Consider the following 22,057-nt stretch of genomic DNA (forward strand, 5'->3'; position numbering starts at 1 on the left):
AGGGCATGGAGATAGACAGAGTGGCTGTTCCTTGCCGACGATGACGTAAAAGGTATTAGCTTAAATCACCTGTTCGGTTAATCATTGTTACCGATGGTGAGGTCTTCGCGCTGCTGTCTTTATGCTTCCAAGCGGTAGCAAAGGCAAGTTTGCACTTCAAGAATACGCGTTTGTGCACAGTTTTTGATTAAAATGGCCTGTTCTCAGGTTTGTCGACCATTTTTCGTAAGGTGTAGATGAAACATCAATGAAATATCACAAGGTTTCTAAACAGCTGGATGAGCGTGAGAAGCTGCGCAAGTTTCGTGAGCTGGATGACGCCTTTGCCCAAGCACTGCGTCAGTTGGAAGACCCTGACAGTGATTTCGATATTCCCACCGGCCCTCCGGTGCGCTCCTTGGCCGAGCTAGAAGCAGAGGATCAGGCGGACCAACAGAAGCGGCGTGATGAGCTGTTCGGCGAGCGCCTGAATGTGCTGATGGCCGAGTACGACCAATCGGCAGGGGCGCTGCGCGAGTTGATCGATACGTTGCTCAAGTACAATGTATGGGCGTTGGAGGAAATACCCGGTGAGTGAAGGGGTCTGCTAACGGTAGCGGAAGACCCGCAGGCTGGGCAGAAACACCTCACTCTCCAGCTTTTCATCCCGGCGCTTTGCACGGGTGCGGGTGGTGGGCGCTGAGGGTGGGGGTGGCTTGATATCCGGTAAGCGCCCCTCTGGGGCAGGTACCACGAGGGGCATGGCCACATTGAGCGCCCGTCGCGTATGCCCATCTGCCAGCGGTTCGGTGTAGAAAAGATTGGCGCGCATCAGCGGGGCTTGGCTCTGAACTTGGGCCAACACTTCTTGGCTGGGCAGGCTGGCCAGCTTGCGTAATTGGATACGCACATGAGGGGCTTCGGTATCCAGTTGCAGTAATTTCTGTTCCGCCTCCTGGACGCTGAGGCGTTTGATGGAACGGCCGCTGGTATACCAGGCAAAGCGTATTCTGGCGACGGGAGCCTCTGCGATGGGGAGTAGTCGCCAGCACTGCTTCAAGTGCAGCCTGGCCAGCCCGCTCTGGCGCAGTACGCTGTCGAGGTCAGGGTGGCGGCGTGGTAGCCGCTGCTTGGCTTCGCTCAATGCAGCTGGGTGGGCCTGTTTGATGTGCCTGAGCCAGTCACTGATGGCCTGTTTGGCATGATTGACGTCTTGAAAGGCCTTCAATAGCGCTTCGTCCGCTGCGATGACTCCAATATAATTGCGCGTTTCGCGTCCATCCTGAGCTTGCTGATGCCACATATCCAACAGTGCATGCCTTACCCAGCCGGGGTCGCTGAGGCCATCGAAACGCCAGGTGGGTAACGGCTGGGACTCATAAAGCAAGGCAACCTGCTCGATGGCTTCCATCAACCGATCAAAGCGATCATCCAGTTCATGCAGCAGGCGGTAGGCGGGCGAGGCCGATGGGAGCATCTTGGCTAGTCCTCAGGAGAGCGGGGCATCGCGATCGGCCTGAGCCAGCAGGGTATCGATATCCGCTTCGTCCATGTCCGATTCACCGGAAATACGGTGCGACTCGTCGGCCCAGGCACCCAGGTCGAGTAGCTGGCAGCGCTGGCTGCAAAACGGTCGATAGGTACTTTGTGCGCTCCAGGTCACGGGCGTGGCACATTGTGGGCAGGCGACTTCCAGTGGAGCATCGTTGGCAGCGCTCTTCATGCATCTCTCCTCTCATGACTCAATCGTGCATTACTCAATCGTGCGCTATCGTGCTGTAGCGTCGATGCAGCGTGACGACCTGGTGCTGCAGGTGCTCCAGGCTGCCGCTGTTGTCGATCACGTCATGGGCACGGCTGAGCCGTTCCTGGCGCGATAGCTGGGCGGCGAGGATAGCACGCACCTGGGCTTCACTCACCCCGTCGCGCGCTAAAGTGCGCGATAGCTGCAGCGCCTCCGGTACATCGACCACTAGTGTGCGTTGCGCCAGCGCATCCTGGCCCGACTCGAACAGCAGTGGCGATACCAGCAAAACATAAGGCGAGTTCAGAGCAAGCTCCTTTAGCCGCAACTGCAGGCGTTCCCGAATGCGCGGGTGGGTTTCGCTTTCCAGCCAGCGGCGCTGCTCGGGGTCGCTGAAAACGATCTGACGCAGCGCAGCGCGGTTCAGGCCACCATCGGCATCGAGTATCTGTTGGCCAAAACGTTGTGCAATCGCTGCCAGTGCAGGCTCGCCGGGCATGACCACTTCGCGGGCGATATCATCGGCATCTACCCAGCCTGCCCCTAGTTCGCCAAATGCGCGCGCCACGGTCGATTTGCCGGAGCCGATACCGCCTGTCAATCCGATGATCATTATCGCCTCCGATCAGAAGAGTGAGAGATAAAGGGCCATCAGCTCATTGCCCGCCAAAAGCCCTAACCAGCCCGCCAGGGCGAGAAAAGGCCCGAAGGGCATGGGTTGGCCGCGAAGCTTGGGCATCATGGCTTGAACGCCCAGGCCGATGATGGCCCCAAGGCCTGCCGAGACGATCAGCAGCAGTGGCAGCATTTCCCAGCCGAGCCACGCGCCCAGGCCTGCCAGCAGCTTGAAATCGCCAAACCCCATGCCTTCCTTGCCGGTGAGTAGTTTGAACAGCCAGTAGAAGCTCCAGAGGATCAAGTAACCCGCCATGGCGCCGATCACGGCGCTGGGCAGCATCAGCGGTTGAAACAGCAGCTGATACAGTAGCCCCATCCACAGCAGGGGTAGGGTGAGAATGTCTGGCAGCAGATAGGTACGCAGGTCGATGACTGCCAGTACCAGCAGCGTCAAGCAGGCAGCGTACAGAAACAGGCTGGCCAGCGTTGCGCCGTGCAGTTGCACCACGGCCACCGCCAACAGCCCACCCATCAGCTCCACAACGGGGTACTGGGGGCTGATGCGGGTGTGGCAGTTGGCACAGCGCCCACGGCGTTTCAGCCAGCCCAGCAGGGGCAGGTTGTCGTGCCAGGCAATGGCGTGCTCGCATGAAGGGCACAATGAGGCAGGGTATGCCAGGTTGAAGCGGGGGTGTGCTTCGGGTGGCTGTTCCAGCGCTATCAGGGCTTCGTTGCGCCACTGGCGCATCAGCATGACGGGTAGTCGCGTGATGACGACGTTCAAGAAGCTGCCGAGGCAAAGCCCCAGCACCAGTGAGATAGCAAGCAGTAAGATTGGCGATAAGCCCATGGAGATCCTGAGGTAAAATAAGGGTGTCGATGGCCGAGCGATTAAAGCGCCGTGCCGATTTCGAAGATGGGCAGGTACATGGAAACCACGACACCGCCTACCAGGGCGCCCAATACCACGATGATAAGGGGCTCCATCAGCGACGTCAGCGCATCGACCTTGTTGTCGACTTCTTCTTCATAGTAGTCGGCCACTCGGTTGAGCATGGCATCCAGCGAGCCCGCCTCTTCACCAATGCTCACCATCTGCACCGCCAGCGCAGGGAAGCGATTGGTCATGCGCATGGCAAAGTGCAGCTGTTGGCCGGTGGTCACGTCCTGGCGCACTTCGTTGATGGCCTTTATGTAAACACGATTATCGGCGGCGCCCGCCGCCGTTTCCAGCCCCTCTACCAGCGGCACCCCGGAAGCAAAGGTCGTTGCCAGCGTCCGCGTGAAACGTGATACCGCCGATTTATGCATGATGTCACCGATCACCGGCAGCTTGAGCAGCAGGCCATCCAGTCGGTAGGCGAGTTTTGGAGAGCGCCGAGCCGCGGCCTTGAGCAGCATCACACTGCCCACCAGCCCGCCGATGGCATGCAGCCAGTAGCGCTGGGCCATCTCGGAAAGGTTGACGGTAAATTGTGTCAGCGCTGGCAGCTCTGCGCCAAACCCCTGGAACATGCTTTCGAACTCCGGGACCACCTTGATCAGCAGCAGCATGGTGACCCCGACCCCGATGGCCATGACCGCCGTGGGATACCAGAGCGCTTTCTTGACGCGATTTTTCAGCGATTCGACCTTTTCCTTGTAGCTGGCAATACGCTCCAGCATCTGGTCCAGGGCACCGGCTTGCTCACCGGCATCTACCAGATTGACGAACAGGCGATCGAACTGTTTTGGGTGCTTGGCCATGGCCGCGGAGAGGCTATCACCGGAAGAGACGTCTTCCATGATCTGCTGGGTCAGCGCCACCATGGCGGGTTTTTTGAGGCTTTCGGAGACCGCCTGAAGAGCTTGAAGGATGGGAATGCCAGCGCGCACCATGGTGGCCATTTGCCGCGCGAACACCATGATATCGACATTGTTGACCTTGCCTCGGCCGCTGAAGCTGCTGCGTTTTTGGATCTTGCCGGCGACGATCCGTTGCTTGGCGAGCTGATCGACGATATCGGCCTTGGTTCTGCCGATCAGCTCCCCCTTCATCGGGCGGTCCTGTGGGCCTTTGCCAGACCACTTCCAGCGATGCAACGGGGCCGGTTTGGCGCGGCGCGCCTTGGCTTTGGCCATGCGAGGGGTCACTCCTTGCTGATACGGTTAACTTCGTCGAGGCTGGTACTGCCATCCAGCACGCGGCCGAGGCAACTTTGGTAGAGGCTGGGATGACCTTCGCGCCTGGCCTGCTGATCGATCTCGATGGCGTTGCCGTCGCGCATGATCAACTGGCGCATGTCGTCGCTGATGGGTACGACTTCGTACACCCCGATCCGGCCCTTGTAGCCTTGGGTACACTGCTTGCAGCCCACCGCATGATAAATGGTGGCATGGCGAATGTCCTGCTGGCTAAAGCCCGCCTTGCGCAGCGCTTCTGCGGGAATGTCGGCAGGTGCTTTGCACTGGTTGCATAGCTTGCGCGCCAGCCGCTGGGCGATGATCAGGCTTACCGAGCTGGCAATGTTGTACGTGGCCACCCCCATGTTGGCGAGGCGCGTCAAGGTTTCGGCGGCGGAGTTGGTATGCACGGTGGAGAGCACCAGGTGGCCGGTTTGTGCAGCCTTGACGGCGATTTCCGCCGTTTCCAGATCGCGGATCTCACCGACCATCACCACGTCCGGGTCCTGGCGAAGGAAGGCGCGCAGGGCGCTGGCGAAATTGAGCCCGATCTTGGGCAATACGTTGACCTGATTGATGCCGGATACCTTGATTTCCACCGGGTCTTCCGCCGTACAGATATTGCGCTGCACCTGATTCAGGATATTGATGCCGGTATACAGGGTCACGGTTTTACCGCTACCGGTAGGGCCGGTGACCAGAATCATGCCCTGGGGTTTTTTGAGCGCACTCTCGTAGGCGGTTTGCTGTTCTGGGGTGAACCCCAACTGGTCGATCCCCAGCTGAGCAGACGTGGGGTCGAGAATCCGCAGTACGACCTTCTCGCCCCAGACGGTGGGCAGCGAGTTGACGCGGAAATCGATCGAGCGGGTGCGTGACAGCTGCAGCTTCAACGCGCCATCCTGGGGGAGGCGACGCTCGGAGATATCGAGCCGTGACATGATCTTCAAGCGCGCAGCAATGCGATGGCGAAGGGCAAACGGTGGTCGAGCAATCTCCACCAGCATGCCGTCGATGCGAAACCGCACGCGATACTGCGTCTCGTAAGGTTCGAAGTGAATATCCGAAGCGCCCCGGCTGATGGCATCCAACAGGATTTTATTGACGAACTTGACGACTGGCGCGTCTTCGCCGCTTTGGGTCGCCTTGTCCAGCGTGGTCTCGGTACCATCTTCGTGCTGTATGATGTTGAGCTCACTGACGGCATCATCCACGTCTTCCAGCTCATCCAGCATGCTGCGTTCGTTTTGCGCCAGATACTGTACCAGCGTGTCGCGCAGTTGATCCGCTGGCGCCAGTACGCCGTCCACACTGAGCCCCGTGGCAAACTGCAGCTCGTCCAGCTGGGTCAGCGTGGCGGGGTAAGGAACCGCCACGGTGAGGCGATGGCCGTGACGTGCCAGCGGTAGAATGCCCAGTCGCTCCAGAATCTTGACGGGGTAGTCGTTGGCGGCAGGCAGGGCGGTGACGCGCAGGGCTTCCAGGTTCACCACTGGCAGGCCGTACTCCCAGGCGGCGGCGACGGCGGCCTCGTCGGCGGGGACCAAGCCACTATCGACCACATGCTGCAGCAGCGAAATCTGGAGTTCGGCAGCAGTACTTTCTGCAATGGTTGCCTGGGCATCCGTAAGCAGGCCGTGCTTGACCAGCCGTTTGGCGATGCCCCGCAACCCCCCGTTCAGGGCAGCATGGCTCAGCGTAGACTCAGGGGCAGGTTGGCTCATGGCATACTCGGCAGCGGGCAAATGAAACGGAATGCAATGCTGAGGGTTGTACCATATTTACTGTTCCTGAGGTACCAGCCACGTACAGGTTCCATGCCGTGAAATAAGCCGATTATCGGGGCATGCCAGGAGGATAAAGCTGGTTGCCAAGGGGGGGTGGGTAAGCTAATGTAACCGGTACGCAAGGCTGAGGTTCATTAACCTTCGGCCTGACGATGACTCCTACACCGCAAGGGAACCTCTTAATGCAAACGACCCAACCCAACCAACCCCGCCGCCTCAAGCAGCAGGGCTTCACCCTCATCGAGCTGCTGATTGTGGTGGCGATTATTGGCGTGCTTGCTGCTGTGGGTGTGCCTCAGTATCAGAATTATGTAGAGCGAGCTACGTTTGCATCCGAATTTGGAGAACTCAACTCCTATCGTGCCTTAGTAGATGTGGAAGTCTCTTCTAACAACCCAGGAGACGCAGCTGCAGTGAGTACACCTTTAGGGCTGCCCAATAATAACATCGAGTTAACAACCTTCGACTCAGATGCGGCTGCTACTGCAACGCAAGCATTACTTCAATCTACCAATTTTACTTTTACTCGGGTGAATAATTCGTGGGATTGCTCTCCAAGGCCTGAGACTGCTGCGGCAAGCGCAGATGATTCGCAGCTTCCGCAAGCTTGTCGTAGTAATTGACCTGTCAAAAATACTAAAAGTGTTGATTTTAGTTACTAATTAATATTTATTTTGTTCATTGTTCAGCCGCCTTTATGGCGGCTTTTGTATGAGTTTTAATAGCCTTGGCTGCTTCCATACTCTCTGCGCAATTGTCTTTTACACTCAAAGCTCTGACTAGGCAAATTCACCAACGGAGCTTGCTATGAAACTCATCACTTTAGGCGTTGTAATCGCCACATTGTGCTGGCACGGCCTGGCAAGTGCTCAGCCTGCGCATGCCCCCGCCCATGGTGCTCGCGGCCACCAGGAGCAGCAGGTGGGCCAGGGTGGGCGTGAGCATCGTCAAGAACATCGCCATGAATATCGCCGTGAGCAGCGCTCGGAGCGCTATATCGATCTGCCGCGTATCAACGAGCGGGAGCTGCTCGGCCTGCTGCGCCAGTACGAAGCCCCCCGCGCCGAGCCGCTGCCGCCCGGCATACAACGCCAGCTGGAGCGGGGCAAGCCGCTACCGCCGGGGATCGCCAAGCGCTTCGATGGCCCCATTGCACAGCAGCTGCCGCGCTACCCCGGCTATGAGTGGGAGCGCGTCGGGGCAGACGTGGTGCTCATCGAAGCCGCTACGCGGGTGGTGGTAGATATACTGGTAGATGCCCTGCGTTAACGAGCTCTTGGCGAGTGTTGTGGGTAGCCGCGTGAGCGAGCGTTCATGGTAATGCCATCGGCCAGCGCTTATGCTGATCGCTCTATTGACTCATCCATTGTTCGTTAGAAGAGGCAACCTGATGGCAGCGTATACCCTGGAAGCGCGCCTGGCGCTGGCAATCACCATCGCCGAAGAGGCGGGGCAGATGATCCGCGAGGCGCGCGAGCAGCAGAACTTCGCCCAACGGCTTAAAGACGGCATGGAGCTGGTCACCGATGTCGATGTCGCTGTCGACCAGCGAATCAGCCAGCGCCTGGAAGAGCACTTTCCCGGTGAGGCAAAATTAAGCGAAGAGCTGAGCCCCGAACAGGCGCTCTATCATCCCGCCGAGCAACTATGGGTCGTGGACCCTATCGATGGCACGGTGAACTTTGCCCAGGGCCAACGCCATGTGGCGGTGTCGATTGGCTGGATCGAGCAGGGCGTGGGCAAGGTGGGCGTCGTTCACGCACCGTTTCTGAATGAAACCTTCAGCGCTGCCCAGGGGCTGGGTGCCTACTGCAACCAGCGGCCTATCCAACCCAGCGGTGCCGAATCCCTGGCCAACACGCTGGTAGGTACCGGGTTTCCCTACGACAAGCAGGCCCGCAAGGCCCTGCTGCCACGGCTCGAAGCCGTATTGACCCACTGCCAGGACATCCGACGCAACGGGGCGGCGGCGCTGGATATCTGCGACATCGCCTGTGGGCGCCTGGATGCCTATTACGAAACCGTATCCCCCTGGGATTTTGTGGCAGGCTGGGTGATCGCCCGGGAAGCCGGTGCACGCGTGGGGCATTTGGTCGAGGTGCCGGAAGGCATTCCTGCCGACCTTTTCCCTGAGCAGCTGTTGGTAACCGCCCCCGGCGTGTACGATGCCATGGCGACGCTGCTGGCAAGCGCGGATCGCTAGCTTGATGGGTGCTTTTCAGCCCAGCACGGCAAGCATTTGAAAAGAAAGCGCAAAAAGGGCTTTTCATTTGGCTGATAAAGCGCTAGTATACGCACCGTCCTGAAGCGAAAGCCAACGGGCATCGGAGTGTGGCGCAGCTTGGTAGCGCGTTGCAATGGGGTTGCAAAGGTCGCAGGTTCGAATCCTGTCACTCCGACCAATATCGAAAAAGCCGCTGCATTCATTGCAGCGGCTTTTTTCGTTGGTTCACTTTTTCTTCTTTCGATCATGGCGCATGAAGGGCAGTATTTTGGCCATGGTATCGGCCATCACCTGATCCAGCGGCTTATGGTCGACACTGATGGCGGCGCGGGCCGCGGTATAGGTGCCTTTGTACTCACGCACAATGTCGCTGTCGCTCATGCTGTCGGGTAGGCCTTCCTTCTCTCGAATGATGTCGATGACCGCTTTCTCCATGCAGCACCTCCTCTGTGTGGCAATCCTTTTGACGTACTCTGTGGATGTAGCGCCGTCGGCGTTTGCTGTTGGTCTGCGTGACAGTCTAGTACAGCACTCTTTCAGGTTGCATGATGCAGATTAAATAGGCTGGCGTCTGGGTACTCTTGATGCAAGTCAAGCTTTTAGCGGTAGGAGGCATCATGCGTAGCTGGGTACGGTATGCTCTGGTGCAGGGTGAGATACCTTCTCGAGAGCATCGACCAGGAGGCAGGGATGAGTCGCACAGGCAAGCAGGCTGCAACGCCCGAAGCATGGCATGGGCTGCCGGTAGACGAAGCGTTGGCGCGGCAGTCGGCGACCCGTGAAGGCTTGAGCCGCGAAGAAGCAGCGGCGCGTTTGGCTCAGTATGGAGAAAACCGCCTGGAGCAGGCCCAGGGGCGCCCCTGGTACAAGCGGTTGCTGTCGCAGTTTGCCAATATCCTGATGCTGATTCTGGTGGTCGCGGCGGTGGCCAGCTTTCTGCTGGGCCACATGGTCGATGCGGCCGCCATCGTGGGCGTGGTGTTGATCATTGCCTTGATCGGCTTTTTCCAGGAAGGCAAGGCCGAGCAGGCGCTGGACAGTATTCGCAACATGCTGTCTCCCCAGGCAAACGTGCTGCGCGATGGCCAGCGTACCACGGTGCCTGCCGAGGCGCTGGTGCCGGGGGATATCGTGCTGTTCGAGAGCGGGGATCGCGTGCCTGCGGATGTTCGGTTGCTGGAAGTACGGCGCTTGAAAACCGATGAGGCTGCCCTGACCGGTGAGTCGGTGCCCGTCGATAAGCAGCCCGCGCCGCTGGCCCACGATACCGAGCTGGCCGAGCGTTCGAACATGGCGTTTGCCAGCACGCTGGTCGTGCAGGGGAATGCCCGTGGCCTGGTGGTGGCGACCGGAGGACGCTCGGAAATTGGCAAAATTTCCGAGCTGCTGCGCAGTGTCGAGCAGATCAAGACGCCATTGTTACAGCAGTTGGATAGAGCTGGCCGAGTGCTGGCGGTGTTTATCCTGCTGGCCGCTGGGATCACGGCGCTGCTGGGTAGCTGGCTGCATCAGCAGCCCTTGGGCGAGATGTTCATGGCGGCCGTGGGCCTGGCGGTAGCGGCCATTCCCGAAGGCCTGCCTGCGATTGTGACCATTGGTCTGGCACTGGGCGTTCAGCGTATGGCCAAGCGGCGGGCCATCATCCGGCGGCTGCCCGCCGTGGAAACGCTGGGTTCGATTTCCACCATTTTCTCCGACAAGACCGGCACGCTGACCCGTAATGAGATGACTGCCCAGGCAATCTGGCTGCAGGATGCCCGTTTCACGCTCGAGGGTATCGGCTTTGCCCCGCATGGCAAGCTATACCGAGAAGGAGCGGCCGCCGAGGAGCAGTGCAATGGACTGGCCCATGAGCCTGCCTTGCAACGTTGCCTGTTGGCCAGCGTGCTGTGCAACGATGCCGAGCTGCACCAGGAAGATGAACGCTATCGCATCTTTGGCGACCCCACCGAAGGGGCGCTGGTGGTGGCCGCCGAGAAAGCGGGGCTCGATCACCTTGCATTGCGCCAGCAGTACCCGCGTCTCGATGCGATTCCTTTTGAGTCAGAGCACAAGTACATGGCCACGCTGCATGACCTTGAGGGTGGGCGGCAGCTGCTGGTCAAGGGTGCGCCGGATCGCATTATCGAAATGAGCAGCCATGTGATCACCGATGAAGGCGAAGCCCCGCTGGTGGCCAGCGAGTGGGAGGCGCATATCGAAGCGCTGTCCTCGAAAGGCTTGCGGGTGCTGGCGATTGCCGAGAAGGCAATGGAAGAAGGCGCTGAGCTCGATCACCCTCATGTGCAGTCGGGGTTGCGCCTGCTGGGGTTGATAGGGCTGTTGGACCCGCCCCGTGAAGAGGCCACCGAGGCGGTGAAACGCTGCCAGCGCGCCGGTATTCGCCCGGTGATGATCACCGGAGACCATGCTGCCACTGCCTTGGCCATTGCGCGGCAGCTGGGATTTCAGCACACCGAGCGGGCCTTGACCGGGCGCGACATGGAAGCCATGTCGGATGAGCAGCTCGAAGCGATCATTCTGGAGGTGGATGTGTTTGCTCGGGCGTCGCCAGAGCACAAGCTGCGGCTGGTCAAGGCCATGCAGGCGCGTGGAGGCGTATGCGCCATGACGGGTGATGGGGTCAACGATGGCCCGGCGCTCAAACGGGCAGATGTGGGTGTCGCCATGGGCATTCAAGGAACGGAAGCGGCCAAGGATGCTTCGCAAATGGTGCTGGCCGACGACAACTTCGCCACCATCGTCCACGCCATCGAAGAGGGGCGTAAGGTTTACGACAACATTCGCAAGACGATTACCTTCATCCTGCCCACCAACGGTGCCCAGGGGCTTGCCATCATGCTGGCCGTGCTGGCGGGCACGAGCCTGCCGGTGACTCCGCTGCAGGCGCTCTGGGTGAACATGGTGGTGGCCATTACGCTGGGCCTGGCATTGGCGTTCGAATCTGGCGAGAAGGATCTGATGCAGCGCCCGCCCCGGGACCCCAAAGCGCCGCTGCTGGATCTCTTTCTGCTTTGGCGGGTGGTGTTCGTATCGCTGCTGCTGCTGGTGGGCGTATTCGGCATGTTCAACTGGATTCTGGGGCAGGGGGGTAGCGAAGCGCTGGCCCGCACGGGCGCGGTCAACATGCTGGTGGCGGGCAGTGCCGCTTACCTGATCAACAGCCGCTATTTGCTCAACAGCACGCTGACCTGGAAAGGCATCTTTGGTAGTCGGCCGGTGTGGCTTGCCATCGGGTTGGTCCTGCTGCTGCAATTGGGGTTCACCTACTTATCCTTCTTGCAGTTCGTGCTGGTCAGCGAGGGGCTTTCTGCTCACCACTGGCTCGCCATTCTGGTGGGAAGTATGGCCGTGTATGGCGTGGTCGAGGTGGAAAAAAGCATCTTGCGCCGGAGGAGGTGAGTGCCACCGCCTGCCATGGGCAGGCAGCGGCAACGTCAGTGCGATAAGAGGTGTTCAGTCACTCTGGGCTTTATGGTCGGCAAGGGCCGCTGTCACGGCTTCTTGCCACTGTCCTTCGGTAATGCCCCAGTGGTCGGCCTGGTCCTTGTCAGGACTGCCTGCCGCCGCTGCGTTCAGTTCTTCCGGGGAATAGCTTTCAAAACAGTGTTTGGCAAAGGCTTTGGCCTTGCCATCGCTCAACTGGTTGATCATTTCCATGGGTCGCTCCTTTCCTTGGTGCTGAAGTCAGAGATAAAGAGTCAAGAAGTATACATGACATGAATGCCGAGTACGGTTCGGCACGATCATGCATCAGTATAGACTAGGCCATCAATGCATCCACGACGATCTTGATGGCAATCGTGGCCAACAGGCACATGATGAGCCTGTCGAACCAGCGATGCGGCAGGCGTTTGCCCAGCCTGGCGCCCAGGGGCATGGCTGCCAGAATGACCAGCAGGGCAGCCAGACTGTACAACGAGCGCTCCCAGGTGAGAATCCCGGCGCTGAGCAGAGCCGGGATCTGTACCAGCGTGATCGCCACGAAGAACACCGATATCGAGCCGATGAACACCGGGCGCTCCAGACGCATCGCGTTCAGAAAGGTCACCGACGCCGGGGCGGACATGCCCGCCGCACCTTGCAGCACGCCTGCCACCAGCCCCACCGGCAACACGATGCGCTGCGCCAGCGGGAAGGGCAGCGTAAAGCTGCGGTTGGCCAGCTTGATGGCCAGGTAGAGCACGATGGCAGCCGCCACGCCCAGCGACAGCAGCGTGGGCGACAGCACCACCAGCCCCCAGGTGCCGATCACGATGCCCAGCCCACCGGAGAGGCCGAACCAGAGCAGAAAGCGATGCGGCAGCAGATGGTGGCGGTACTGCCAGACCTGCAGGGCATTGCTGAACAGGTTCGGGGCCACCAGCACGGCAATGGCCAGCTTGACGTCGTACAGCATGGTCAGCACGGGAATGACGATGACCGGTACGCCAGAGCCGATGGCACCCTTGATGATCCCCGCGGCCATCAGCGTCAAAAAGGCGACGATCATGCGGCGTTACTCAGAATTACTTGAGTACATGAGCTTACTTGAGTACATGGGCTTACTTGAGTACATAGCAGGGCGTGTAGGGCTGTCCGTCCAGTTTCATGCGGCCCTGGGCCACGAAAGAGCCGAGCAGGTCGTCCAGGCGCTGCATCAGCTCGGGCTCTGCGGTCAGTTCGAAAGGCCCGTGAGCCTCGATGGCCCGAATGCCCGGCTCTTTCACGTTACCTGCCACGATGCCCGAAAAAGCGCGGCGCAGGTTGGCTGCCAGCTCGTGGGTGGGCTGCTGGCGGTGCAGCGCCAGGCTGCGCATGGCTTCGTGGGTAGGCTCGAAGGGTGCCTGGAACTCGCGGGCAATGGTCAGGCGCCAGTTGTAGTAGAACGCATCCTGGTGCTGGCGGCGGAACTCGCTGACCTGGTGGATGCCATCGCGCATCTTGCGCGCCACGGCCGCCGGGTCCCCGGTGATGATGGTGTAGAAGCGGCGGATATCTTCACCCAGGGTGTAGACCAGAAACTCGTCGATCTTCTCGAAGTACGCGGCGGAACTGGCGGGGCCGGTAAAGATCAGCGGGAAGGGAATGTCCTGGTTGCCGGGGTGCAATAGAATGCCCAGCAGGTAAAGGATCTCTTCGGCGGTACCCACGCCACCGGGGAACACGATGATGCCATGGCCCAGGCGCACGAAGGCTTCCAGGCGCTTTTCGATGTCCGGCATCACCACCAGCTCATTGACGATCGGGTTGGGAGCTTCAGCAGCGATGATGCCAGGCTCGGAAATGCCCAGGTAGCGGCCTTCCTTGCGGCGCTGCTTGGCATGCGCGACGTTGGCACCTTTCATGGGACCTTTCATGGCCCCTGGGCCGCAGCCGGTGCAAATGTCCAGGTCGCGGAGCCCCAGGTGATAGCCGACGTCCTTGGTATATTCGTACTCTTCACGGGAGATCGAGTGGCCGCCCCAGCACACTACCAGGCTCGGGTCGCGGCCCGGCTTCAGCGTGCCCGCCTTGCGCAGAATGTGGAACACGGCATTGGTGGTGCCTTCGCCAGTGCTGAGATCGAAGCGATTATGATGCTGGATCTCGTTATAGACGTAGACGATGTCACGGATGATCGACGACAGGTGCTCACGAATGCCGCGTATCATGCGTCCGTCCACGAAGGCTTCCGCTGGGGCGTTGGTGAGCTTCAGGCGTATGCCGCGATCCTGCTGCAGCACTTCGATGTCGAAATCCTTGTAGGCTTCGAGAAGGGCCAGGCTGTCATCGGTAGGGCTGCCGCAGTTGAGCACGGCGAGGGCACAGCGGCGCAACAAGTCATGTAACCCGCTTTTCGAGGTGCTCTTGAGGCGATTGACCTCGTGCTGAGACAGCACTTCCAGGCTGCCTTCGGGAGAAATGATGCTGGAAATGGTGGCGCGGGGTGCTGAAGGTTGCGTCATTGTATGGACTATCCCTGAGTATGATCATGACCAAACGGCATACTAGCATGCTGCTCCCTCACGTTCAGCTGCCTTGCCCTGCTACGGGCATCCGAGCCCGAGGCGGTCGTTTTTTATGCTAGGCTAGAGGCTTGGCGCCGGTAGGCATCCATTCTAGGCGCCCTGATGATCCTCACTGTGACAGTGACCGTTAATGATGAAGTTGCCGGGAACCCATGTTCAACGCTCAATACTTTCGTACCTTTATCACGCTGGTGGAAACGGGCAGTTTCACGCGCACCGCGCGACGCCTGGAGATGACGCAGCCGGGCGTCAGCCAGCACGTCAGAAAGCTGGAAACCTATCTGGATAAAGCGCTGATCGAGCGTCACGGGCGCAGTTTTACGCTGACCGAGTCTGGTCGTCGCGCTTACGACTATGCGTTGAAGCTGTTCGCCGAGCATGAGCAGTTCAGGCATGGTCTGGACGATGATTCGCTGGACAGCGGCGAGTGCCGCATTGCCTCCCCAGGCAGCGTCGGACTGATGTTCTACCCCTACATCCTGGGGCAGCAGCAGATGCACCCCAGCCTGACCGTCAACTACAGCTTTGCTTTCAATCATGAAATCGTCAACGACCTGTTGGAAGGGCGTTACGATATCGGCATCGTCACCGAGCAGCTCAACCATACCGAGCTTGCCTGCACCGTCTGGCACAAGGAGCCTCTGTGCCTGGTGGTACCCGCCGACTTCGCGGGCAGTACCCTGGCCGAACTGATGGGGTTGGGCTTCATCAATTACTACGATGGCATCAATCACGCCAACGCGCTGCTACGGGCCAACTTCCCCGACGAGTTCCGCTCCATGACGCATTTTCGCCATCAGGGGTTTACCAACGAAGTCAGCATGGTGCTGGACGCCGTGGCCCGGGGGCTTGGCTTTACCGTCGTGTCACGGCTGGTATTGGAAACGTCTCCCTGGCAGCGCCAGGTGAAGCCGCTGCCACTGTCGCAGGTCATTCACGAAGTGCTCTATCTGCTGCGGCGCAAGGATTCCGTGTTGCCCAAGCGTTACGAGAAGCTGCTCAAGGGCTTCCATGATCAGCGGCTACAAGAAACGACGCCTCTGAAACCCTGAACAGGGCCCCAGAGGCGTGTGAGGGGGGCTTGCCTAGCGGCGGTATTCGTCAATGCTGGGGCACGAGCACACCAGTTGGCGATCACCAAAGACGTTATCCACTCGGTTGACCGACGGCCAGTACTTGGCGGCGGCGACGGCTTCGCTGGGGAAAGCCCCTAGCTGGCGGTCATAGGGGCGCTGCCAGTCGCTGTCCATGACGTCGGCCTGGGTATGCGGCGCATTGACCAGCGGGTTGTTGTCCAGCGGCCACTCTCCATTCTCGACGCGCGCGATCTCTTCACGAATGGCAATCATCGCGTCGCAGAAGCGGTCGATCTCGTAGAGTGATTCGGACTCGGTAGGCTCGATCATCAGCGTGCCGGGTACCGGGAACGACATGGTCGGCGCATGGAAGCCATAGTCCATCAGTCGCTTGGCGATATCTTCTTCACTGATACCCGAGGCGCTCTTGAGCGGGCGGATGTCGATGATGCACTCGTGGGCCACATAGCCGTTCTGGCCGCGATAGAGAATCGGGTAGGACGGCGCCAGCCGTTTGGCGATGTAGTTGGCGTTGAGAATGGCGATCTCCGTTGCCTCGCGCAGCCCCCGCGCGCCCATCATTTTGATGTACGCCCAGGAGATGGGCAGGATCGAGGCGCTGCCAAAGGCGGCAGCAGACACTGCGCCACCGGGCTGTACGCCATCGATGGGCGTGACCACGTGGTTGGAAACGTAAGGAGCCAGATGCGCCTTGACGCCAATGGGGCCCATGCCCGGACCGCCACCCCCGTGAGGAATGCAGAAGGTCTTGTGCAGGTTGAGGTGCGATACATCCCCGCCGAAGTCGCCTGGGCGTGTCAGTCCCACCTGGGCGTTCATGTTGGCACCGTCCACGTAGACCTGGCCGCCGTGCTGGTGAATCACCTCACACACCTGACGAACGTGGGACTCGAACACGCCGTGGGTAGACGGGTAGGTGATCATCACCGCCGAGAGCCGCTCGCTGTACTGCTCGGCCTTCTGGGTCAGGTCGGTCAGGTCGATGTTGCCGTTGGCGTCGCACTCGACCACCACCACCTCCATGCTCAGCATGGCGGCAGATGCCGGGTTGGTGCCGTGGGCAGAGCTGGGAATCAGGCACACATCCCGGTGGGCTTCGCCTTGGGCGGCCTGGTAGCGGCGAATGGCCAGCAGGCCGGCATATTCGCCCTGAGCGCCAGAGTTGGGCTGCATGGAGATATGGTCATAGCCGGTCACTTCCACCAGGAAAGCGGCCAGCTCGTCGATCATCTGATGATAGCCCGCCACCTGGTCGCGAGGCGCGAAGGGGTGCAGGTGCGCGAAGGCAGGCCAAGAGACCGGAATCATCTCGCTGGTGGCGTTGAGCTTCATGGTGCATGAGCCCAGCGGAATCATGGCATGGGCCAGGGAGAGGTCCTTGTTCTCCAGGCGTTTCAGGTAGCGCAGCATTTCGGTTTCGCTGCGGTAGCGCGTGAACGTCGGATGGCTCAGGAAGTCGCTTTCCCGCTGGTACTCTGCCGGAATGCCTGTCAGCTTGCCTTCCACCACTTGCTCGTCGAGGGCGGCGACGGAAAGACCGTGCTCATCGCCGAGCAGGACATCGAACAGGGTCGCGACGTCATGGGCCGTCGTGGTTTCGTCGAGGCTGATGCCGACATCGCCATTGGCGAAGTAGTGCAGGTTGATGTCATGGGTCATGGCGCGGCCATGGATCTTGCCAGCATCGACCTGCGCAAGGCGCAGCGTATCGAACCAGCTATCGTTGGCCAGCTGCACGCCCGCCTGTTGCAGGCCGGTGGCCAGCAGGGTGGTCAGACGGTGAACGCGGCCAGCAATTTTGCGCAGCCCCTCGGCACCGTGATAAGTGGCATAGAAACCGGCAATGTTGGCCAGCAGCGCTTGGGCGGTACAAATGTTGGAAGTGGCCTTCTCGCGACGAATGTGCTGTTCGCGGGTCTGCATGGCCATGCGCAGCGCGGTCTTGCCACGGCTGTCTTTTGAAACGCCGATGATGCGGCCCGGAATGGAGCGCTTGAGCTTGTCGGAGGTGGCAAAAAACGCCGCGTGGGGGCCACCGAAGCCCATGGGTACGCCAAAGCGCTGCGAGCTGCCCACCACGATGTCGGCACCAAAGATACCGGGCTCTTTCAGCAGTACCAGGCTCAGCAGATCCGTGGCGACACAGGTCATGACGCCCTTTTCCTGGGCCTTGGCGAGCAGCGGGGCGAGGTCGGTGATGGTGCCGCTGGCGGACGGATACTGAACCAGCGCGCCAAACACGTCTTCGTCTGCCAGCTGCTCCGCCGGTGCAATCTTCAGTTCGAAGCCAAAGAATTCCGCGCGGGTCTTGATGACGTCCAGGGTTTGCGGGAAGACGTCTTCGGCCACGAAAAAGGTGTTGGACTTGCTCTTCTTGTTGCCGCGTTTGCACAGCGCCATGGCCTCGGCGGCGGCGGTGGCCTCATCCAGCAGGGAAGCGTTGGCAAGCTCCATGCCGGTGAGATCCATGACCACCTGCTGGAAATTCAGCAGACCTTCCAGGCGCCCCTGAGAAATCTCGGGCTGGTAAGGCGTGTAGGCGGTGTACCAGCCTGGGTTTTCCAGCACGTTGCGCTGAATCACAGCGGGCATGTGAGTGTTGTAATAACCCTGGCCAATGTAACTTTTGGCCACGCGGTTCTGGCGTGCCAGCTGGCTCAGGTAATCCAGGGCTTCTGCTTCACTGCGGGGGGCGTCCAGTGCCAGTTCGCGGCCCAAGCGAATATCGCTTGGCACGGTCTGCTCGATCAGATCTTCCATGCGCTGTAAATCGAGCGCTTTTAGCATGGTGGCGACATCGTCGGGGCTAGGCCCGTTATGGCGTTTGATAAAAGCATCGTGGTCGGCCAGTTCGGCCAAACGGCGTGTTTCAAAAGGCATGGGAAGGTTCCGAACGTGATGAGTAAACCGTGGGGTCTCAGGGCAGCCTGTTCTGCGTGGCTGTGGTGCCGCTCGTACAACCCGTGGGGGGGGTGTGCGGCCGCGTGATGCATCAGGGTGTTAACGTGAACGCCTGCACGGAGGCAGGCGTTCGGGTGAAGCAGAATCAATCGTCGGTGCTGAGCGACGCCTGGTAGGCATCGGCATCCAGCAGGCCTTCCAGGGCCTGACCGTCAACGCGTACCTTCATGATCCAGCCACCTTCGTAAGGGGCTTCATTGACCGTTTCGGGCGCATCTTCCAGCGCTTCATTGACCTCGATCACTTCGCCATCCACCGGCGAGTAGAGATCAGAAGCAGCCTTGACCGATTCGATCACGCCAAACTCTTTGCCCTTGCTGAGGCTCTGACCTACCTCCGGCAGCTCGACGAAGACCACATCGCCGAGCGCTTGTTGGGCGTGGTCGGTGATGCCGACGGTAACGGTACCGTCCTGATGATCCAGTACCCATTCGTGGCTGGCAGCGTAGCGCAAATTAGCTGGAAGATTGCTCATGAAGGTTCCCTTGTTAAACAGTGGAGTGAACGACAGCATACTAGCGTTTGTCGTTCAGCTTGGCGACTGTTGGGCACGGGGTGTCTGGCGTGCCATGAGCGTATGGTACCTTGTTTCCGATTGGAAACAAGTTTCTCTTGAGTGTCAAAATGAGAAAAAAACGCATGTCATTCACGGCATGGCACGGCAGGCTGGTTTTCCAAAAAAAGAGGCTTTCTCTGCCTTTTGGCGACATGACCATGGATGTAGACCAGTAAAATGGTATAAAACATGCCAATCTTGCGTTTTTCCAGCGTGCAGTAAGCGCTATGGTAGGCATGCGTGAGGGTGTTCTTCCGTGAGCGTCATGGGTGGAAGAGCGACAGGACCTTTATAATAAATTTACTAATCCTTCGGTTAAGGAGAGTCGTGTGGAAATGTTGACGAGCCTGTTGGGCGCAATTAACGGCGTGGTGTGGGGGCCGTTGATGCTGGTGTTGCTGCTGGGGGTGGGTATCTACCTGCAAATTGGCTTGAAACTGATGCCGATACGCAAGCTCGGCATGGGTTTCAAGCTAATGTGGCAAGGCCGCGATGTAAAACCTGCCGACAAGAGCGCTTCGAAAGCCAGCGATGAAGGCGAGATTTCGCCTTTCAATGCGCTGATGACGGCGCTCTCTGCCACCATTGGCACAGGTAACATTGCCGGTGTCGCGACGGCCATCGCGCTGGGTGGCCCAGGTGCGGTTTTCTGGATGTGGATTACTGCGTTAGTGGGCATGGCGACGAAATTCGCCGAGGCGGTTCTGGCGGTGCGTTACCGTGAAACCGACAGCACCGGTCACCACATTGGTGGGCCGATGTTCTATATCAAGAACGGCCTGGGCAAGAAGTGGCTATGGCTGGGCGGCCTGTTTTCATTCTTTGGTGCCGTGGCTGCCTTTGGCATTGGTAATACCGTGCAGTCCAACTCGGTGGCGGATGCCATGGATGCCACCTTTGGCGTGCCCCATTGGCTGACGGGTGTGATCATCATGGTACTGGCCGGGGCGGTGATTCTCGGTGGTATCAAGCGTATTGCCAAGGTGGCAGGCAAGCTGGTGCCGATCATGGGGATTGCCTATGTCGCCGCTGGGTTGCTGGTACTGATCGTCAATGCCGGACAAATTGGCGAGGCTTTTGGACTGATTTTCTACTATGCCTTCAATCCGATTGCCGCTGCCGGTGGCTTTGCCGGTGCTGCCGTCATGGCGGCTATTCGTTTTGGCGTGGCGCGGGGCATCTTCTCCAACGAAGCGGGCCTCGGTAGTGCGCCGATCGCCCATGCGGCGGCACAGACCCGCAACCCAGTTCGTCAGGGCTTGATCGCCATGCTGGGTACGTTCATCGACACGATCATCGTATGTACCATCACCGCGCTGGTCATTCTGACCTCTACGGTATGGATCGATGGCGAAGCAGGGGCCTCTCTGACCGCGCTCTCCTTCGATGCAGCCTTGCCGGGCTTTGGTAATCAGATCGTCGCCGTGGCGCTGGCCATCTTTGCCTTTACCACCATTCTGGGCTGGTCGTTCTACGGCGAGAAGTGCTGCCAGTTCCTGTTTGGCACGCGCTCCATCATGCTGTACCGCGTGCTGTTCGTCTTGGCCATCCCGCTGGGTGCCATCGCGCAACTGGGCTTCATCTGGCTGATGGCCGATACCTTCAACGCGATGATGGCCATTCCCAACCTGATTGCGCTGGCGCTGCTGTCGCCGGTTGTGTTTAAACTCACTCGGGATTATTTTGCGGGTAAGGACATCCTGCCGGGTGAAGCCCTGGATCACGATAAATAAGCGCCTTTCACAGGCGGGAAGATAAGATCCACCAGAGCCGGGAAGCCTTTAAGGCTTCCCGTTTCTCTTTTGACCATTGAGGAAACCCATGACCGAACTTAAACGTACGCCGCTGCATTCACTGCACACTCAGCTAGGCGCGAAAATGGTGCCCTTTGCGGGCTATGAGATGCCCGTACAGTACCCGTTGGGGGTGAAAAAGGAGCACGAGCATACGCGCCAGCAGTGCGGCCTGTTTGACGTGTCGCACATGGGGCAGATTCTGGTGTCCGGCGACGGTGTGGCAGAAGCCCTGGAGACGTTGATTCCCGCCGATCTGGTGGGGCTGAAGGTCGGCCAGCAGCGCTATGGCCTGTTTACCGGGACCGAGGGCGGCATCATCGATGACCTGATGGTGGTGAACGCCGGAGATCACTTCTATCTGGTGGTCAATGCGGCCTGCAAGGATCAGGATATTGCTCATCTACGCACCAATCTGGGTTCTACTCACCAGATCGATGTGCTGGATCGAGGTTTGCTGGCGCTGCAAGGGCCCCAGGCGCGTGATGTCATGCAGCGCCTGTGCCCCGCGGCCTGTGACATGACGTTCATGCAACATGGTCGTTTCAGCCTGGCCGGTCACGAGGTGTGGATCAGCCGCAGCGGTTATACCGGAGAGGATGGCTTCGAGATTTCCGTGGCCGCAGAGGCGAGCCAGGCGTTGGCCGAAGCGCTACTCGCCGAACCGGAAGTGGAGGCGATTGGCCTGGGGGCACGGGATTCTCTGCGTCTTGAGGCGGGTCTGTGCCTTTATGGTCACGACATGGACATGACCACCACGCCGGTAGAGGCCAGCTTGATCTGGGCCATCGGCAAGCCGCGCCGCCATGGGGGAGAGCGCCCGGCAGGTTTCCCGGGGGCGGATATCATTCTGCATCAGGTGGATGCCAAGGATCATTCCCGCAAGCGGGTCGGTCTGGTGGGGGAAGGGCGTGCCCCTGTGCGTGAGGGCGTCACACTGGTGGATGAGTCAGGCCAGGAGATCGGTCAGGTAACCTCCGGCGGGTTTGGCCCCAGCGTCAATAAGCCCGTGGCCATGGGCTACGTGGAACGGCAATGGGAAGCGCCGGGCACGACGGTGTTTGCGCTGGTTCGAGGTAAATCGCTGCCCATGACGGTCACGCCAATGCCTTTCGTGGAACCAGGCTACTATCGAGGTTGAGCCC

Annotated in this window: 20 protein-coding genes and 1 tRNA gene; 9 read left to right on the plus strand and 12 right to left on the minus strand. The window is 59.7% G+C overall.

Features of this window, described 5'->3' with window-relative positions:
• The first annotated feature begins 247 nt into the window (after window positions 1–247).
• Complete coding sequence (locus LG409_RS08430) at window positions 248–577, plus strand: hypothetical protein (protein ID WP_039178092.1); 330 nt, start codon at window positions 248–250, stop codon at window positions 575–577.
• A 9-nt stretch (window positions 578–586) separates the two neighbouring features.
• Here LG409_RS08430 and LG409_RS08435 read toward each other — a convergent pair whose 3' ends face one another.
• Genes LG409_RS08435 through pilB form a run of 6 tightly spaced genes read right to left on the minus strand, consistent with a single transcriptional unit; the run spans window position 587 to window position 6,228 of the window.
• A complete protein-coding gene (locus LG409_RS08435; RefSeq protein WP_189463019.1) occupies window positions 587–1,456 on the minus strand; it encodes a DNA replication terminus site-binding protein in 870 nt (289 codons plus the stop codon).
• Window positions 1,457–1,468: 12 nt separating this feature from the next.
• On the minus strand, window positions 1,469–1,702 hold the full coding sequence (yacG, locus tag LG409_RS08440; protein WP_227408010.1) for a DNA gyrase inhibitor YacG: 234 nt from the start codon (window positions 1,700–1,702) through the stop codon (window positions 1,469–1,471).
• A 34-nt stretch (window positions 1,703–1,736) separates the two neighbouring features.
• On the minus strand, window positions 1,737–2,336 hold the full coding sequence (coaE, locus tag LG409_RS08445) for a dephospho-CoA kinase (protein WP_039178086.1): 600 nt from the start codon (window positions 2,334–2,336) through the stop codon (window positions 1,737–1,739).
• 12 nt (window positions 2,337–2,348) lie between these two features.
• Window positions 2,349–3,191: a prepilin peptidase gene (locus LG409_RS08450; protein WP_096923037.1), complete on the minus strand. Its 843-nt coding sequence runs from the start codon at window positions 3,189–3,191 to the stop codon at window positions 2,349–2,351.
• A gap of 41 nt (window positions 3,192–3,232) precedes the next feature.
• A complete protein-coding gene (locus LG409_RS08455; protein ID WP_096923036.1) occupies window positions 3,233–4,462 on the minus strand; it encodes a type II secretion system F family protein in 1,230 nt (409 codons plus the stop codon).
• 8 nt (window positions 4,463–4,470) lie between these two features.
• Complete coding sequence (gene pilB, locus LG409_RS08460) at window positions 4,471–6,228, minus strand: type IV-A pilus assembly ATPase PilB (protein ID WP_227408011.1); 1,758 nt, start codon at window positions 6,226–6,228, stop codon at window positions 4,471–4,473.
• Window positions 6,229–6,473: 245 nt separating this feature from the next.
• Between pilB and LG409_RS18675 the strand changes: the two genes are divergently transcribed.
• The 4 genes from LG409_RS18675 to LG409_RS08480 all read left to right on the plus strand — a co-directional run bounded on the left by LG409_RS18675 (window position 6,474) and on the right by LG409_RS08480 (window position 8,693).
• On the plus strand, window positions 6,474–6,914 hold the full coding sequence (locus LG409_RS18675) for a pilin (RefSeq protein ID WP_319799345.1): 441 nt from the start codon (window positions 6,474–6,476) through the stop codon (window positions 6,912–6,914).
• Between the two features lie 184 nt (window positions 6,915–7,098).
• Window positions 7,099–7,560: an anti-virulence regulator CigR family protein gene (locus tag LG409_RS08470; RefSeq protein ID WP_227408012.1), complete on the plus strand. Its 462-nt coding sequence runs from the start codon at window positions 7,099–7,101 to the stop codon at window positions 7,558–7,560.
• Between the two features lie 121 nt (window positions 7,561–7,681).
• Entirely contained in the window at window positions 7,682–8,494 is an 813-nt protein-coding gene (locus LG409_RS08475) for an inositol monophosphatase family protein (RefSeq protein ID WP_227408013.1), read from the plus strand.
• Window positions 8,495–8,616: 122 nt separating this feature from the next.
• A tRNA-Pro gene (locus LG409_RS08480) sits at window positions 8,617–8,693 on the plus strand.
• A 47-nt stretch (window positions 8,694–8,740) separates the two neighbouring features.
• Here LG409_RS08480 and LG409_RS08485 read toward each other — a convergent pair.
• Window positions 8,741–8,950: a hypothetical protein gene (locus LG409_RS08485; protein ID WP_189463024.1), complete on the minus strand. Its 210-nt coding sequence runs from the start codon at window positions 8,948–8,950 to the stop codon at window positions 8,741–8,743.
• Window positions 8,951–9,205: 255 nt separating this feature from the next.
• On the opposite strand from LG409_RS08485, the gene LG409_RS08490 reads away from it, so the two are divergent.
• On the plus strand, window positions 9,206–11,917 hold the full coding sequence (locus tag LG409_RS08490) for a cation-translocating P-type ATPase (protein WP_227408014.1): 2,712 nt from the start codon (window positions 9,206–9,208) through the stop codon (window positions 11,915–11,917).
• A 54-nt stretch (window positions 11,918–11,971) separates the two neighbouring features.
• Here LG409_RS08490 and LG409_RS08495 read toward each other — a convergent pair whose 3' ends face one another.
• The 3 genes from LG409_RS08495 to ppnN form a co-directional block, all read right to left on the minus strand.
• Window positions 11,972–12,175 carry a hypothetical protein gene (locus tag LG409_RS08495; protein ID WP_039178069.1) on the minus strand — a complete coding sequence of 68 codons (204 nt, stop codon included), beginning with the start codon at window positions 12,173–12,175 and terminating at the stop codon, window positions 11,972–11,974.
• Between the two features lie 103 nt (window positions 12,176–12,278).
• Entirely contained in the window at window positions 12,279–13,007 is a 729-nt protein-coding gene (locus LG409_RS08500) for a sulfite exporter TauE/SafE family protein (protein WP_081193248.1), read from the minus strand.
• 52 nt (window positions 13,008–13,059) lie between these two features.
• Entirely contained in the window at window positions 13,060–14,442 is a 1,383-nt protein-coding gene (gene ppnN / locus LG409_RS08505; RefSeq protein WP_144982727.1) for a nucleotide 5'-monophosphate nucleosidase PpnN, read from the minus strand.
• A gap of 215 nt (window positions 14,443–14,657) precedes the next feature.
• Between ppnN and LG409_RS08510 the strand changes: the two genes are divergently transcribed.
• The gene (locus tag LG409_RS08510; RefSeq protein WP_227408015.1) at window positions 14,658–15,557 is read left to right on the plus strand and encodes a LysR family transcriptional regulator; all 900 of its coding nucleotides are present in this window, start codon (window positions 14,658–14,660) and stop codon (window positions 15,555–15,557) included.
• A gap of 33 nt (window positions 15,558–15,590) precedes the next feature.
• Here LG409_RS08510 and gcvP read toward each other — a convergent pair whose 3' ends face one another.
• Both gcvP and gcvH read right to left on the minus strand, forming a co-directional pair.
• On the minus strand, window positions 15,591–18,482 hold the full coding sequence (gene gcvP / locus LG409_RS08515; protein ID WP_227408016.1) for an aminomethyl-transferring glycine dehydrogenase: 2,892 nt from the start codon (window positions 18,480–18,482) through the stop codon (window positions 15,591–15,593).
• A gap of 166 nt (window positions 18,483–18,648) precedes the next feature.
• Window positions 18,649–19,038 carry a glycine cleavage system protein GcvH gene (gene gcvH, locus LG409_RS08520; RefSeq protein ID WP_039178059.1) on the minus strand — a complete coding sequence of 130 codons (390 nt, stop codon included), beginning with the start codon at window positions 19,036–19,038 and terminating at the stop codon, window positions 18,649–18,651.
• Window positions 19,039–19,448: 410 nt separating this feature from the next.
• Here gcvH and LG409_RS08525 point away from each other — a divergent pair, with 410 nt between their 5' ends.
• Together LG409_RS08525 and gcvT are read left to right on the plus strand one after the other, a co-directional pair.
• On the plus strand, window positions 19,449–20,852 hold the full coding sequence (locus tag LG409_RS08525; protein WP_039178057.1) for an alanine/glycine:cation symporter family protein: 1,404 nt from the start codon (window positions 19,449–19,451) through the stop codon (window positions 20,850–20,852).
• 88 nt (window positions 20,853–20,940) lie between these two features.
• A complete protein-coding gene (gene gcvT, locus LG409_RS08530) occupies window positions 20,941–22,053 on the plus strand; it encodes a glycine cleavage system aminomethyltransferase GcvT (RefSeq protein WP_227408017.1) in 1,113 nt (370 codons plus the stop codon).
• Window positions 22,054–22,057: the final 4 nt, after the last annotated feature.

Source organism: Halomonas sp. NyZ770 (assembly GCF_020616575.1).
GTDB lineage: Bacteria > Pseudomonadota > Gammaproteobacteria > Pseudomonadales > Halomonadaceae > Vreelandella > Vreelandella hamiltonii.

What these genes read in the sequence shown, in the direction of transcription:
- LG409_RS08430 (WP_039178092.1), top strand. Translation starts at nt 248, where the DNA reads ATGAAATATCACAAGGTTTCTAAACAGCTGGATGAGCGTGAGAAGCTG.
- LG409_RS08435 (WP_189463019.1), bottom strand. Translation starts at nt 1,456, where the DNA reads ATGCTCCCATCGGCCTCGCCCGCCTACCGCCTGCTGCATGAACTGGAT.
- yacG (WP_227408010.1), bottom strand. Translation starts at nt 1,702, where the DNA reads ATGAAGAGCGCTGCCAACGATGCTCCACTGGAAGTCGCCTGCCCACAA.
- coaE (WP_039178086.1), bottom strand. Translation starts at nt 2,336, where the DNA reads ATGATCATCGGATTGACAGGCGGTATCGGCTCCGGCAAATCGACCGTG.
- LG409_RS08450 (WP_096923037.1), bottom strand. Translation starts at nt 3,191, where the DNA reads ATGGGCTTATCGCCAATCTTACTGCTTGCTATCTCACTGGTGCTGGGG.
- LG409_RS08455 (WP_096923036.1), bottom strand. Translation starts at nt 4,462, where the DNA reads ATGGCCAAAGCCAAGGCGCGCCGCGCCAAACCGGCCCCGTTGCATCGC.
- pilB (WP_227408011.1), bottom strand. Translation starts at nt 6,228, where the DNA reads ATGAGCCAACCTGCCCCTGAGTCTACGCTGAGCCATGCTGCCCTGAAC.
- LG409_RS18675 (WP_319799345.1), top strand. Translation starts at nt 6,474, where the DNA reads ATGCAAACGACCCAACCCAACCAACCCCGCCGCCTCAAGCAGCAGGGC.
- LG409_RS08470 (WP_227408012.1), top strand. Translation starts at nt 7,099, where the DNA reads ATGAAACTCATCACTTTAGGCGTTGTAATCGCCACATTGTGCTGGCAC.
- LG409_RS08475 (WP_227408013.1), top strand. Translation starts at nt 7,682, where the DNA reads ATGGCAGCGTATACCCTGGAAGCGCGCCTGGCGCTGGCAATCACCATC.
- LG409_RS08485 (WP_189463024.1), bottom strand. Translation starts at nt 8,950, where the DNA reads ATGGAGAAAGCGGTCATCGACATCATTCGAGAGAAGGAAGGCCTACCC.
- LG409_RS08490 (WP_227408014.1), top strand. Translation starts at nt 9,206, where the DNA reads ATGAGTCGCACAGGCAAGCAGGCTGCAACGCCCGAAGCATGGCATGGG.
- LG409_RS08495 (WP_039178069.1), bottom strand. Translation starts at nt 12,175, where the DNA reads ATGGAAATGATCAACCAGTTGAGCGATGGCAAGGCCAAAGCCTTTGCC.
- LG409_RS08500 (WP_081193248.1), bottom strand. Translation starts at nt 13,007, where the DNA reads ATGATCGTCGCCTTTTTGACGCTGATGGCCGCGGGGATCATCAAGGGT.
- ppnN (WP_144982727.1), bottom strand. Translation starts at nt 14,442, where the DNA reads ATGACGCAACCTTCAGCACCCCGCGCCACCATTTCCAGCATCATTTCT.
- LG409_RS08510 (WP_227408015.1), top strand. Translation starts at nt 14,658, where the DNA reads ATGTTCAACGCTCAATACTTTCGTACCTTTATCACGCTGGTGGAAACG.
- gcvP (WP_227408016.1), bottom strand. Translation starts at nt 18,482, where the DNA reads ATGCCTTTTGAAACACGCCGTTTGGCCGAACTGGCCGACCACGATGCT.
- gcvH (WP_039178059.1), bottom strand. Translation starts at nt 19,038, where the DNA reads ATGAGCAATCTTCCAGCTAATTTGCGCTACGCTGCCAGCCACGAATGG.
- gcvT (WP_227408017.1), top strand. Translation starts at nt 20,941, where the DNA reads ATGACCGAACTTAAACGTACGCCGCTGCATTCACTGCACACTCAGCTA.